General features: G+C 55.6%; 11 protein-coding genes. 5 read left to right on the forward strand and 6 right to left on the reverse strand.

Features of this window, described 5'->3' with window-relative positions; all coding sequences use genetic code 11:
- The 3 genes from thpR to B2R17_RS06190 all read left to right on the forward strand — a co-directional run.
- The coding region (gene thpR, locus B2R17_RS06180) for an RNA 2',3'-cyclic phosphodiesterase (RefSeq protein ID WP_286763285.1) at nt 1-298 on the forward strand (298 nt) is incomplete at its 5' end.
- Nucleotides 295-1,371, forward strand: coding sequence for a tRNA (adenosine(37)-N6)-threonylcarbamoyltransferase complex transferase subunit TsaD (gene tsaD / locus B2R17_RS06185; protein WP_286763286.1), 1,077 nt, complete (start codon nt 295-297; stop codon nt 1,369-1,371). The genes thpR and tsaD, both read left to right, overlap by 4 nt.
- A gap of 39 nt (nt 1,372-1,410) precedes the next feature.
- Nucleotides 1,411-1,920 carry a DUF4112 domain-containing protein gene (locus tag B2R17_RS06190; RefSeq protein ID WP_008671069.1) on the forward strand — a complete coding sequence of 170 codons (510 nt, stop codon included), beginning with the start codon at nt 1,411-1,413 and terminating at the stop codon, nt 1,918-1,920.
- On the opposite strand, the gene pgl is transcribed toward B2R17_RS06190, so the two are convergent.
- The 3 genes from pgl to B2R17_RS06205 form a co-directional block, all read right to left on the reverse strand.
- Entirely contained in the window at nt 1,917-2,618 is a 702-nt protein-coding gene (pgl, locus tag B2R17_RS06195) for a 6-phosphogluconolactonase (RefSeq protein ID WP_286763287.1), read from the reverse strand. The two genes, B2R17_RS06190 and pgl, sit on opposite strands and share 4 nt — an antisense overlap.
- Nucleotides 2,619-2,680: 62 nt before the next feature.
- Complete coding sequence (panB, locus tag B2R17_RS06200; protein WP_286763288.1) at nt 2,681-3,490, reverse strand: 3-methyl-2-oxobutanoate hydroxymethyltransferase; 810 nt, start codon at nt 3,488-3,490, stop codon at nt 2,681-2,683.
- A gap of 26 nt (nt 3,491-3,516) precedes the next feature.
- The gene (locus tag B2R17_RS06205; RefSeq protein WP_286763289.1) at nt 3,517-5,346 is read right to left on the reverse strand and encodes an arylsulfatase; all 1,830 of its coding nucleotides are present in this window, start codon (nt 5,344-5,346) and stop codon (nt 3,517-3,519) included.
- A 227-nt stretch (nt 5,347-5,573) separates the two neighbouring features.
- On the opposite strand from B2R17_RS06205, the gene B2R17_RS06210 reads away from it, so the two are divergent.
- Together B2R17_RS06210 and B2R17_RS06215 are read left to right on the forward strand one after the other, a co-directional pair.
- A complete protein-coding gene (locus tag B2R17_RS06210) occupies nt 5,574-6,476 on the forward strand; it encodes a sugar phosphate nucleotidyltransferase (protein WP_173401830.1) in 903 nt (300 codons plus the stop codon).
- Nucleotides 6,476-9,844 (forward strand): UTP--glucose-1-phosphate uridylyltransferase, encoded by a 3,369-nt coding sequence (locus B2R17_RS06215; RefSeq protein WP_339887956.1) that lies wholly within the window; start codon nt 6,476-6,478, stop codon nt 9,842-9,844. Before B2R17_RS06210 ends, B2R17_RS06215 begins: the two co-directional genes overlap by 1 nt.
- A 99-nt stretch (nt 9,845-9,943) precedes the next feature.
- On the opposite strand, the gene B2R17_RS06220 is transcribed toward B2R17_RS06215, so the two are convergent.
- From B2R17_RS06220 to clpB, 3 genes are all read right to left on the reverse strand, one after another.
- The gene (locus B2R17_RS06220; RefSeq protein WP_286763291.1) at nt 9,944-10,849 is read right to left on the reverse strand and encodes a hypothetical protein; all 906 of its coding nucleotides are present in this window, start codon (nt 10,847-10,849) and stop codon (nt 9,944-9,946) included.
- A 4-nt stretch (nt 10,850-10,853) separates the two neighbouring features.
- On the reverse strand, nt 10,854-11,405 hold the full coding sequence (locus B2R17_RS06225) for a YceI family protein (RefSeq protein WP_008671079.1): 552 nt from the start codon (nt 11,403-11,405) through the stop codon (nt 10,854-10,856).
- 168 nt (nt 11,406-11,573) lie between these two features.
- Nucleotides 11,574-14,219 (reverse strand): ATP-dependent chaperone ClpB, encoded by a 2,646-nt coding sequence (clpB, locus tag B2R17_RS06230; protein ID WP_286763292.1) that lies wholly within the window; start codon nt 14,217-14,219, stop codon nt 11,574-11,576.
- Nucleotides 14,220-14,421 lie beyond the last annotated feature (202 nt).

Genomic DNA, 14,421 nt, shown 5'->3' on the forward strand with positions numbered 1-14,421 from the left:
GGTACTAACGGTGGCCGTCGATGATTTCACATCCAAACTGACCCATTTGGTCGCGGATCTTGAAAAACGATTCGCCGCACTCGGATACAAACCCGAACCCCGAGATTACCGACCTCACCTGACTGTGGGGCGAACGCGAAGCGGAACCCGTCGTGCCAACTCAGACGTCATCAATCGCTGGCGAAAATTTGAAGAAGATGAAATCGGCGAATTCAACGTCCGAGAAATTCATGTTGTCGGCAGTTTCCTTGAGAAACAAGGGCCGACCTACAACGTGCTCGGACGAGTCCAACTATGACGTCGGACGCCGCACCTGAGCTGCTGCTTTCGATCGAATCCACCTGCGATGAAACCGCAGCAGCCGTGATTCGCCGTGACGGCACGGTCCTTGGGCAATGCATCGCCACCCAAGAAACGCTGCACGAACAGTTTGGCGGGGTCGTTCCTGAGATCGCCGCCCGAGCCCACCTGGAACGCATCCTGCCGGTGATCGACACGGCGCTGAAGCAAGCCGATGTATGTGGCGAAGATCTCACCGCGATCGCGGTGGCCGATCGACCTGGGTTGGCTGGATCGCTGCTGGTCGGTGTCGTTGCTGCCAAAACGCTCGCCTTGGCTTGGAGCAAACCGCTCGTCGCGCTCAATCACCTGCACGCCCACTTGTACGCGTGCCAGTTGATCGACGGGGCACCCAAGAACATTTACCCGGCGATCGGCCTGATCGTTTCCGGTGGCCACACCAGCCTTTATGTTTGCCACACCGCCATCGAACTGGAATACCTCGGCGGAACAATTGATGACGCCGCCGGCGAAGCTTTCGACAAAGTCGCCGCGATGCTGTCGCTGCCATTCCCCGGCGGCGTCGAAGTCGCCAAGCTCGCGTCCGAAGGAAACGACAAGGCCTACTCCTTTCCTCGCTCGATGATCCACGACCCGGGTGATGACTTCTCCTTCAGCGGACTGAAGACCGCGGTTCGGTACGCGATCGCTGGTCCCGGACGCCAGGACTTTTCTACGCTGGAGATTTCAGATCAAGTCAAAAGAGACGTTTGCGCCTCGTTTGAAGCAGCTGTAGTAGATGTTTTGGTTTCAAAGTGCCGCCGAGCGATCAAGCGGCACAAGAATCGCAACAAATCAAATGCAAACGAAGCCAATCGGCTGATCGTCGGCGGCGGCGTGGCAGCCAACCAACGTCTGCGACGCGACCTACAAGCGGCGGCCGATCAAGATGGTTTTGAGCTTTGGATCGCCCCGCCGCACCTGTGCACTGACAACGCGGTCATGGGCGCGATCGCGTGGAAGAAGTTCGAAGCCGAACAATTCGCGTCGCTTGACTTGGACATCACCCCCGGACTGCAACGAGGCTTCTGACGACGCAGACCAACCATCATCTCGAGACCATTCGCACCCATGAAATCTGCTTCTCAATCGCTCACCGGTGAATCAGCGGTGCTGACCGAACTGCAACTCGGCCACAAATCGCTGCGATGGGTCGATCGCTACAGCCGATTGCTGGACACGCGATTCCGGATCCCTGGGACAAAGGTGCGTTTCGGATTGGACTTCATCCTTGGACTCGTGCCAGGAGCCGGCGACGCGATCAGCATGGGTTTATCCGGAATCCTGATCGCAACGATGGCGAGAAATGGAGCCAGTCCGCGACTCGTGCTGAGAATGCTGGGCAATGTGGGCCTGGACGCTTTAGTCGGCACCATTCCCGTCTTGGGCAATATCTTTGACTTGTTCTACAAAGCCAACCATCGCAATCTGCTTTTGTTGCGAGAGTACTACGTCGAAGACAAACACCGCGGCAGCGTTTGGCCGATCCTGATGGCGATCGTGATTTCGCTCATCATCCTGCTGGGATTGATGGTGATGATCTTCGTGTGGTGCATCAACGCCATTGCGAATCTGTTCTAAGAAATCGCCACTGCATCTCGTGTGACAAACCAAGTCGGCGATTCAATCAATCGCGATGGGAACAATGCCGCGGGCAAGTCGCTGGCGGAACTACGAACACTGGCGAGTGCCTGACGCTTGTTTGATCCACCGATCAAGAACCAACGCTGCCGAGCGGAGTTGATTGCGGGCGAGGTCAGCGTGTAGCGATAGGTTTCCATCTTCGGAACCCAATTCTCCACGAACCAGCGATCGTTCTGCTCGATCGCTTTGGTCTCAGGGAACAACGACGCCGTGTGCGCGTCATCGCCCATTCCCAACAGAGCCAAATCCCACGTCGGTACATCGGAACCTGCAAACGTCTCCCGGAGCGTCTTTTCGTAAGCTTCTGCGGTCGCGGCCGGATTGTCAGGATCAACCGGAACCGGAAACGCACGTAGTGAGTCGGCGGGCAAGTGCGACAGCAACGCCTCACGAACCATTCGGTAATTGCTGTCCAAGTTGTCTTCCGTGACGTTGCGTTCGTCGCCCCAGTAGAACTCAATGTTTTGCCAAGGCAGTTCCTTCGTCGCCAACAACTCGTACAGGCGTTTGGGCGTCGATCCACCGGACAATGTCACGCGGAACACACCGCGCTGCTCAATCGCTTCTTTCGCAGCTTTGCAAAAAGCGTCCGCGGCGGCGTTGGAAAGCTCATCCAAAGATTCAAAAATTTGCACGTTGCATTCTCAATGTTGGGGAAATCAATACAGATCTAATTCGGCGACGACGCCAACGCGAATCACTCAAACGATTCGGCATCGCTCGGAAAACTTACTGCCTTCACTTCGTCGCAATACGACTTGGCCGCTTCTCGGATGGTGTTACCGACATCAGCAAACAACCGAGTGAACTTGGGGGTATAACCCGACGTCAGGCCGAGAATGTCGTGGGTCACCAAGACTTGGCCAGAAACATCACGGCCCGCACCGATGCCGATGGTTGGGACTTTCACCGCATCCGTGATCGCGGCGGCGGCTTCGCTGGGAACGCATTCAATCAAAACAGTGAAAGCGCCCGCAGCCTCAGCAGCCTTCGCGTCCGCAACCAATCTCTCGATGTCGCGCTGCAAGCGATAGCCACCTTCGACATGGATATTCTGTGGCCGAAGTCCAATGTGGGCCATCACTGGAATGCCAGCACCGACCATCGCTTCGATCCGTTCGGCTTGCTCGGCACCGCCTTCCAACTTGACCGCATGGCACTGAGTTTCCTTCAGCACGCGAGCCCCACAACGGACGCTATGAAGCAGATCGAGCTGACCATCCGGAAAAGGCAAATCAACCACCACCATCGCGTGCTCCGCCGCCCGGCCGACCATTTCGGCGTGGTAGATCATTTGATCCATCGTCACCGGCAGGGTCGTCGAATGCCCCTGCACGACCATTCCCACCGTGTCACCGACCAGCAAAACATCAACGCCGGCTTCATCCAAAATTTTTGCCGTAGGAAAATCGTACGCGGTCAACATCGTGATCCGGTCACCACGATCACGCATGCGCTGCAGCGTTCGAGTCGTGATTCGCGATTTTCTCTTTTCCGATTCCGTCATTCTGTTCGCTTTTCAGGTGTGGTCGCTCACTCGGCGGGAACGCGATGCAGCATCATCAGCCGAATCTCCAATCCTCGAGTCTCCCCATCCTCGCCCATGATTCTTGGGCAGGTCAATGACAGGCGTCCCCTGCCCTTGGACAAATCAATTTGGCCGAGCGACATTTTCTTCCAATCCTTCTCATCGCTTTCAGCTCTTTTCGAACGGTCTTTGTCTAAGTGAATCGGTCCGGAGGGATTCGCCTGGGTCACAACGGAATCGGTTGTCGCAGTCGCATCGCCCTGCTTCCATTCCAAATTCAATTGCGTCCCCACAGCCGACTCGGGGCAAGCGTAGAACACCTCCACGTCAAATTGGCCACCGGCCAGTACATCAACATCCCAGGTCATGGCATCCTTGGTCGAATGCCAATTCGTCATGTAACTGCTGTTGGGAAACCGGTTGCTGCGACGAATCTCACCGGTTGCCCGTGCATCGCGAGCGGGAAGCTGGGTCCACGGATAATCGGGATGTCCAACCGGAAAGACCTGCTCCTCCGAATGATTCCGATCACGAGGTTTGGTCTCCTTTACCCAATCCTGCAAAGCCCGCTTCAACCGTGCCGTTGCGACGGGCTGTTCCTCGGCGACCGATTGTGTCTCGCCCGGATCAGCCACGATGTCAAACAAGTCGCCGTTGGCGTGATAGCGATACCGATTGGATCGGACGCTGAACTTTCCACCCCATGCGGTGAAGATCAAACGCTCCGCGGGTTCGGATTCCGAATCGCGCAAGCCATCGACCAGCGAAATGCCATCCAGCGGCCCAGCGGTGGAACCAACCTCGACGTCGCAAAGATCAGCCAAGGTCGGAAACAAATCGATCGCTCCCGCGATTCCGCCGACCGTTTGCCCGGCTGGGAGTTTGCCGGGGTATCGAATCAAACAGGGAGAACGCAAACCGCCTTCGTGAACCGCACCTTTGCGACCTCTCAATCCGCCATTGAACCGAGAACCATTGGGACCATTGTCACAGAAGAACACCACGATCGTATCCTCGCTCAATGACAGACGATCCAACGCATCGAGCAAGCGTCCCACGTTGTCGTCGATGTTCTCGCAAAGAGCCAATGCCGCTCGTGTGTGTTGAACGTCTTCCTTCTTTGCGTTCTCCGGTCTTGGATCCGGCACAATTTCCTTGCCTTCAAACTTTTCCCAATCTTCATCGGGAACCTGCATCGGCGAGTGCGGCGTGTTCAGCGGCAAATACACGAAGAAAGGATTTTCGCGATCTTGTTCCATGAAGTCGATCGCATGCTGAGTTAAATCATCGACGATGAATCCGTCGCCTTTCACGATCTTGCCGTTGTGTTCCAGCATCGGTGAAAAGTAGTTGCCCCAGTGCCCGCTGCAGAAACCGTAGAACTCATCAAACCCGCGAGCGTTGGGGTGATACGGAGCCTGCATGCCTGAGTGCCATTTCCCGAACGCCGCGGTCCGGTAACCCGCTGCTTGAAAAGCGTCACCGATCGTCCGCTCGGACAAATCAAATCGCTCGCCACCCGCCGAAGTGCTGAACACACCCGATCGTGTGTGATACCGACCGGTCAAAAATTCTGCGCGAGTCGGCGAGCAAACCGCACACACGTAGAAGTTCTTGATTTGAACTCCATCGCGGGCCAGCGAATCGATGTGCGGCGTCTGCAAATTGGGATTGCCGTGCAGACTGAGGTCGCCCCACCCCTGATCATCCGTCAAAACAACCAACACGTTGGGACGTGAACCAGAGTCGGCTCGGCAAGGAATTCCGATGCCGATCCATGACGCCAAGAGAAACGACCAAACCACAACGTCGCGAGAAACGGAGATGACGCGCACTACCAACCTTTGATTTCAGAGACCCTCAATCAATCCCGCAACAACGGAAAAACCGACACAGTCCTTCCAAGCGGAACGCCAACAGGATAGCTGACCGCATCCGCGGTGGGGGATTTCGCACTCGAGCACCCCAATTGGTGCGATCCGGTGGCGACCGATCACGCCTCGACTATTCTGTGGGTCGATGCAACTAATCATTGCCTTTTCCTTATCTCAAAGATCGATCCATGCGAGTTCGAAAAGCGGTTATCACCGCCGCGGCCCCCAACCAAAACACCCTGCCGCTGCAACGACTGGTCGACGGTTCGGGCGAGGAAAAAACAGCTTTGCAGCTGATCGTCGAAGAAACGCTCTCGGCGGGCGTGGAAGAGATCTGCGTCGTGATCCAGCCCGGTGACGAGGACAACTACCGCAAGGCCGCCGGTGGCTCGCTTGGCAACATTCAATTTGTCCATCAAGAACGACCGCTCGGGTACGCCGACGCGATCCTGCAAGCGGAATCGTTTTGCGGAGACGATCCCTTTCTACATCTCGTTGGCGATCACCTGTACCTGTCGGCAACTTCAAAAAGTTGCGCGGCACAACTGATCGAGATGGCCGAACATCACTCCTGTCCGGTCTCCGCGGTCCAGTCCACTCGAGAACATCGCCTGCCATACTTTGGCATTGTCGCTGGAACCAGCGTGCCTCGATTCGATGGTTTGTATGACGTGCGAACGGTTGTCGAAAAACCAACGCCCACGCTCGCGGAACAATCCTTGATCACGCCGGGCCTGCGTAGCGGCTACTACCTCGGCTACTTCGGCATGCACGTCCTGACATCCGCGGTGATGGAATGCCTTCACGAAGTTGCCTCCGATGAAAGCATGGAACGGCCCTCGCTATCCGATGCGATGGCCAAACTTCCTCATCGCGGCAAATACCTTGCCTATCAACTTCGGGGACGTCGTTACAACATCGGCGAACAATACGGAGTTCTGATCGCACAACTGGCCATAGGCTTGTCCGGACGCGATCGAGACCTGTTGCTGACCGAACTGGTTGAACTTCTCGCCACGCGAGCGGAACATCCAGTCGCGGCAACCATTGACCCGCCATCCGAATCGTCTCCTTTGGAAGGATCCAACTGATGCCGGAAGTTCGCTCCATGAACGCATTGATCGAAACGATCACCACCGACCAAGTCGACCTACGTGATCGCTCGCTCGAATCGTTGGTAGAAGACGCCACGCTATCCGAGTTGCTTGACCACATCACCGAACTGGATCGCTTTCGGCGTCAAGAAGACAACTTGTACCAACGTGTGCGAGCGTTGTTTTTTCTGTCGGCCATTTATCGGTACCACCTTCCGCCACGTTTGGATCAATCCAGTTCCGGCAGCATCCCCTTTGAAGGTTACGAACATCTGCTCGGACGACGCTTTCAAGAAGCGATCGATGAATTTTTAGAAGTCCAGTCGACCGATGGTGCCAGCGATTCATTGTCCAGTGCGTTAGCATCGGCGTACCACGAACTAGGTTTTCAAACGCTGGCCGATCAAGTTCGCCACAGCGTCCGAACCGTTCGTGGCAACCAATGGATGTTTCGTTTGGGACATGTTGCCGAACACCCACTTCGCATCCGCAAGGAGCTGTTGCCAACCAAAGACGCCCCGAATCTTTCGCCGGTTTTAAAAGAAACCACCGCCGTTCGCATGGACGTTTCTCACTCAGCGTGGAGTGACATCTTCTTTTTGGGAATGGACTACCCTGAGGGTGCTCGCGTCATCAACGTCTCGGTCGACCTCGGCGTCAGAGGACGAGACGACCAAGTTCGACCGCCGATTGAAACCTACTTGCGAGTGATCGACAAACCGGTGTTTCGGTTGGTCAGCGTTGACCTCAATGCCAGCGTCGAAGTGACCACCATCGCCGAAATGTTTGACTTTGCGAGGGACTACCTCGGGTTGCTCAAAGCCGCTGTGATCGCCGCCGGTGTCGTCCCACCGGGACTGGAAGGTTGCGGCTCCGACATGGCATCACTGCTCGAACGCGTCGTCGGTCGTGGCAAAGGTTTGGAACTGGTTTCCAAAATCAACGACATCCCGAAGGGTTCTCGTCTGGCAGTTTCGACGAACTTGCTCGGTTCGCTCATTAGCAACCTGATGCGAGCAACCGGTCAAATCCAGTCGCTGCAGGGCGAGCTGACCGAACCCGACCGACGCCTGATCGCGGCGCGCGCGATCTTGGGTGAATGGATCGGCGGCAGCGGAGGCGGGTGGCAGGACTCAGGCGGTGTCTGGCCCGGCATCAAACTGATTTGCGGCCAGATTGCCGGCGAAGAGGATCCCGAGTTCGGAATCAGTCGCGGACGCTTGATGCCCGACCACGAAGTCTTGGGCGAAAACCGCGTCAGCACCGAAGCTCGACAAAAACTGCAGGATTCGCTGGTCGTCGTTCATGGTGGGATGGCCCAAAACGTTGGTCCAATCTTGGAAATGGTCACCGAGCACTATCTCGTTCGTGGACGTGATCAATGGGCCGGCCGCCGAGAAGCCATGCGGATCTACGACGAGGTTGTTGAGGCACTGCAACAAGGCGACATCCGCCGTCTTGGTTCGCTGACCACCGAGAACTTCGAAGGCCCCCTGCAATCGATCATTCCTTGGGCAACCAACCGGTTCACGGACGTGATGATCCAGCGTTGTCGCGAACAGTACGGCGATCAGTTCTGGGGATTTTGGATGTTGGGCGGCATGTCCGGTGGCGGCATGGGATTCATCTTTGATCCAACCATCAAACAAGACGCACAAGACTGGCTCAGCCAAGAAATGGTGACGGTCAAACGCGAATTGGAAACCGCGTTGCCATTCGCGATGGATCCGGTTGTCTATGACTTCCAAATCAATGACGACGGAACGTTTGCTGAATTGATACCGGCTCAGTCCGCCGTGCTACCGCAGAAGTACTACGCGTTGATGATGCCGAAATGGCTTCGCAAGCCCCTGCGAGAGTTGTCGCCTCAAACCCGCGAAGAATTGGCGGGCATCTCACGGCGTTGCAGCGACCCAAATGATCGAGAAGCGAACGCGGCATTGCTACTCCGAAGCGTTTTACCATCGGATGACAAAGCCAGCAGCGACAAGAAAGACGATTCGCAAACGAGCGATGACTCGCTCGCGGCGATTCTGAAACGAAGCGGCTTTGATCGATCTCAACATGAGCAGATCCGGGCCGACATGCGAGCCGGCAAATTTGGCTTGGCAGCCAACCGACTTTCCCGTGACCTCAAAATCACCGACGTCTCCAAAGAACATGTCACTGACACTCGCGACGGCCTAGACGACCGTTTGGCCGACATTGGTTCCAAAGCCATCTCCAATGGAGAGATCGGAGTCGTCACGTTAGCGGCGGGCGTTGGCAGTCGCTGGACGCAAGGTGCAGGCGTTTGCAAAGCTCTACACCCGTTTCATCGGTTCGCCGGAAAGCATCGAAGCTTCCTCGAAATCCACTTGGCAAAGAACCGTGCTGCAACGTCCCAAAACGGCGGCACCATTCCGCACGTCATCACAACCAGCTGGATGACCGACGAAGCAATCCGGACCGTCTTGGATCGCACTGAGAACTATGGCCACGAAGGCCCAGTGTACGTGTCCAGCGGACGAAGCGTCGGGTTACGAATGGTCCCGATGGTTCGCGACCTTCATTTCCTGTGGGAAGAAACCGCTCAACAGGTCCTGGATCAACAACAACAAAAGATGCGAGAAAGTGCTCGATCCGCGATCGCGAATTGGGCCCAGCAGACGGGAGAAGGGTCAGACTACACCGACAATGTCGCGGCGCAGTGCGTGCATCCAGTCGGGCACTGGTATGAAGTCCCCAACCTCTTCCGCAATGGCGTGCTCTCGCAGATGTTGCGAGACCAACCGTCTCTCCGGTATTTGATGCTGCACAACATCGACACCCTTGGTGCCAATGTTGCCCCAGGCCTATTTGGTTTGCACATCGAGTCAGGAGCCACTCTCAGCTACGAAGTCATTCCGCGACGACTGGAAGATCGCGGTGGTGGATTGGCTCTCGTCGCCGGTCGTCCACGACTGGTCGAGGGACTTGCGATGCCGGACGAACGCATCGAATTTGGTCTGAAGTTCTACAACTCGATGACAACCTGGATCGACATCGATGCATTGCTTGATTCGTTCGGCTTGAATCGTGATTCGTTGAATGATGCATCGGCAGTCGACTCAGCGGTCCGCCAAATGGCCGCTCGCTTGCCAACCTACATCACACTCAAAGAGGTCAAGAAACGCTGGGGCCACGCTCAGGAAGATGTGTTCCCAGTCGCCCAATTTGAAAAACTATGGGGCGACATGACGACGCTTTCGGACATCGATAGTCGCTTCATTGTGACGCCCATGCGTCGCGGTCAACAACTGAAAGAACCGAGCCAACTCGACGGTTGGAACCGAGACGGAGGCTCCGCCTACGTCAACGCCCTCTGCCAGTGGAACAAGTCCTGAGTCCTGAGTCCTGAGTCCTGAGTCCTGAGTCCTGAGTCCTGAGTCCTGAGTCCCTGTGGCCCTGTGGCCCTGTGGCCCTGAACCACTTCCACTCCCCCATCACCATTCCTCGGTCGGTTCACCAAACATTGAATCACCGAGCAAGAACCATCCGATGACGGCGAGTAAAACGACCGCGACAGCGATCGCCGTGGAGACTCGGATCAACGTCGATCTTTCTAGAAGCCACGCATCCGGGATCGAGATGCAAGTTGGCATCAACAGGATCAATCCGTACAACCAAGTCGGATGATCTTCATAGGTGTAGAACCGCCCCGTCGCTGTGGTGCTCGCCGCCAAAAAAAGCACGGCCGGAAACAATCTTCCGATAGTTGAGTTAGGCATCAGCGCTGCGGCGACCGCAAAAACAAATGTCGAAACCAGTGCACTCACCATCCATTCCGCCAAACCACCGTAAGCACTGGCCGCCAACAAAGTGGGTGCGACCAAACCAGCCAACCCAACCCAAAGGACCCATGCTTCGGCACCATTTCTTCGCATCCGATCCAACGACCAAATGTTGATCAGCGATGCAGCTGCCACGGATGCCATCCAAGGCCGATGAAGCGGCAACATATCGGTCCATCCATCACCGGTTGGCATGGTCCACATCGCAATCGCCACGGATCCCAGGCCAGCAATCACCCACCAAAAACTAAAGCTCGTTCGCGGGCTCGCCGATTGCAACGAATCCACTTCGCACGGACACGCAGCCAACAAAAGCGACGCGATCCCAATGGGGGCCAATACAATTTGCCAGGCCTCCAGCGCGGACCAATCCAAATCTTGCCTCGCGTACATACAGGCACTGACCGCGACCCACCAACCAATCACAGCGAGCACTGCTGGCAGGGGTCGTGCCCAAGCATTCGGCTCGGACCGCTGAATTGCCCAGGCACCAAAGACAAACGCCAGCGACAAGATCGCTGGCGTTATCACGCACCAAATTAGGATTTGAGTTTCCACGGTCTTATCGTTTGAAAACGAGCAACGCGCGGATGGCAACCTCGTCGTTGATCTTGCCTTTGCCGTAGGTCATGCCCCACTTGGTTCGGTCAATGTCAAAGTTCGCCGCCAAGACCAACATGTCTTCGGTCAGCTTTGGCATCGATGGGATCGTGACCTCCACCTTCTTACCAAGCATCGTCAAATGACCAACGATGTTCACTTTGTCTTGCGACGCATCATGTTCGATTTTGGTCGATTCAAATGTGATCTTCGGGTGTTTGCGAACGTCGAAAAAATCAGGATTTTTCAAGTGGTTGGTCAGCTTGTCATCATCCGACCAAAGGCTTGTGGCATCAATTTCAATCTTCAATGATCCCTTGCTAGGATCTTCCAGATTCAAAGTCGCCTCGGCGGTGAATTTCTTGAACCCACCCTCGTGCTTTCCATCCGGTTTTGCACCGATGAAAGTGATCTTTGATCGTTCCGAATCAAAGGTTGGCTTCTCCTCGGCTGAAGCGACCACGGAAGAAACGCAAACCAACGTCAACATCAAGGCAACACGTTGCATCATCATGTACGAAACCTTCGAAAGATGGGGGACAAAACAATCTCATTAAATCGAGTCTCAACCGACAATGTCCGAATCAAGCCGGCATCCGCCGCAAACGGGCGAATGCTCTGGCCGGAACTTCAGTTGGCACTCAGGCCCACAATTGTCGCATGCGGTTCAGCGACAAACAACTCACCCAGAGAACACGAATTGATCGCCATCGTGATCGATCTTGATCACCGTGCCCTCGGGATAGCTGTTCTTCAAAATCGCTGAAGCGAGCGGATTCTGCACCTCACGCTGGATAACACGCTTCAGAGGTCGTGCACCATACGCTGGGTCGTAACCCACTTCCGCAATTTGATCGATCGCTGCGTCCGAGATCTCAAATGACAGGCCATTGGCTGCCAATCGTGATTGAAGCTCTTCGAGTTGCAATTGAACGATCCTGTGAATCTGAGTTTGCTGCAGTGGATGAAAGATCACTGTGTCATCGATCCGGTTGAGAAACTCCGGCAAGAACCTCGCCTTCAAAGCTTCCTCCACCGCCTGACGCATTTCATCTTCGCCACCGCCTTCCTCCGTCACTCGCTGAATCACTTGGCTACCGACATTGCTGGTCATCACAACGACCGTGTTGGTGAAGTTCACCGTTCGTCCTTGCCCGTCAGTCAAACGCCCATCGTCGAGCACCTGCAACAAAACATTGAACACATCCGGATGCGCCTTCTCCATTTCATCGAGCAAAATCACAGCGTAGGGTCGCCGGCGAACAGCCTCGGTGAGCTTGCCGCCCTCTTCGTAGCCGACATAGCCGGGAGGAGCACCGATCAGTCGCGACACGCTGTGCCGTTCCATGAACTCGCTCATGTCGATACGAACCATTGCGGATTCGTCATCAAACATGACTTCAGCGAGTGCCTTGCAAAGCTCCGTTTTCCCAACACCGGTCGGCCCCAAAAATAGGAACGAACCGATCGGACGATTGGGATCTTGCAACCCGCTGCGACTACGACGAACCGCGTCCGAAACGGCGGTGACCGCTTCATCCTGGCCAACAACCCGTTGATGCAATCGTTCTTCCATCACCAACAACTTGGCTCGTTCGGTTTCCATCATTCGAGTGACGGGAACTCCCGTCCAAGTGCTGACGACCTCTGCGATTTCTTCCTCGGTAACTTCTTTTCGAAGCAGTCGACGTTTCTCGTCTCCCGGCTCCTCTTTGGCCTGATCCGCTGAATCGTCATGTTTTTCAGCATCATCAATACGGGCCTGCAGTTCACGAAGCCGCGATTGCACTTGCAGCATTTCGCTGTACGCATACTCGGGGCTTTCGCCTCGGAGTTGCTTCTCCTTGGCTTCCGCGTCCAACTGAGCGAAACGATGCTGAAGCTGATCGACTTCTTGTCGCACGGACTGGACGTCGTCCAATCCCATTTTCTCAGCTTCCCATTGCTCCTTCAAACTGGCCAACTCCGCCTTGGCAGACTCCATTTCTTCTTCCACTTCGACACGTTTGTCGATCGCAGAAGCTTCCTGTTCATCCACCAACTGACGGTGCACCAATTCCAATTGGCGAAGACGTCGCTGCAAACGATCGATCGGTTCAGGCACACTCTCCTTCTCCATCGCCAAACGACTGGCCGCTTCATCGATCAAGTCGATCGCTTTGTCCGGCAGAAATCGATCTGCGATGTAACGATCCGATAGATTCGCGGCGGCAACCAAAGCACTGTCGGTGATCCGGACACCATGATGCGACTCATAACGAGGTTTCAGCCCTCGCAGAATCGCGATGGTGTCTTCGGCGTTCGGTTCACCCACGAACACTGGTTGGAACCGACGTTCGAGCGCCGCATCTTTCTCGATGTGCTGACGATACTCATCGAGCGTCGTCGCACCGATGCAACGCAAGGCACCGCGAGCCAACTCGGGTTTGAGCAAGTTTGCCGCGTCCGCCGACCCCTCGGCATTGCCCGCGCCGACAACCAGGTGCAATTCATCGATGAACAAAATCACCTTGCCATCGGAATCCTTGACTTCGCGTAGCACCGATTTCAAACGCTCTTCGAAGTCACCGCGGAACTTGGCTCCCGCGACGAGTGCTCCCATGTCGAGCGAGACGACTTTCTTGCCTTTGAGGCTTTGTGGAACGTCACCTTCAAAGATACGAAGTGCCAACCCTTCCGCGATCGCTGTTTTACCGACACCAGGCTGGCCGATCAGAACCGGATTGTTCTTCGTTCGACGCGAAAGAACCTGAATCACGCGACGGATCTCGTTGTCACGTCCAATTACAGGATCCAGCTTGCCACTTTGAGCCAACTGGGTCAGGTCGATGCCGAACTTTTCAAGGGCTTGGTAAGTCGATTCTGCATTGGGGTCGGTGACGCGAGCCGACCCGCGAATTTGACTCATCGCGGTCAGCAGATCGTTGTCCGACACGCCAAGCAAAGACAACAGGTTCTTCGCTTTGTTGTCAGTGCGTGCCAAACCTACCAGCAAATGCTCGGTGCTGACGTACTCGTCTTTCAATGATTCAGCTGATGTCGCCGATGCCTCGAGCGCTGCTTGCAGCTTTGCGGAGACGCGAGCCTGGCCCATGCCGGATGCATTGGGAAGCTTTTCCAATTCACTCGCCAGCAATGACTTCAGCTTGGGAACATCCACGTTGATCTTTTCGAGCAACGGCGTCGCGATGCCATCTCGCTGGTTCACCGCGGCGGCAAGAACATGCAACGGATCGATCTCGGCGTTGCCGGCGGAAGTGGCCTGAGCTTGCGCTTCAGCGACCACGTTTTGAGCTTGAGTTGTGAGTTTGTCGATTCGAAAGGCCATCAGAATCTCCAGACAGAGAAGGGGGTGGGATAAGGAGGTGGGACGCGGAATCAATCTGGAGGATCAGCAATACAATTCCCGCGCCGAATGGAATTGCCGAGACAAAATGAACGGGCATAAAAAAAGCGAGCGCCCGCTTGGCTGCACTGCAGCCGAGCGAGACTCGCCGTTATCAAAAACGTGCGAGCCGAAAGGAATCAAC

The organism is Rhodopirellula sp. UBA1907 (assembly GCF_002337565.1).
In the GTDB taxonomy this organism is placed as follows: domain Bacteria; phylum Planctomycetota; class Planctomycetia; order Pirellulales; family Pirellulaceae; genus Rhodopirellula; species Rhodopirellula europaea.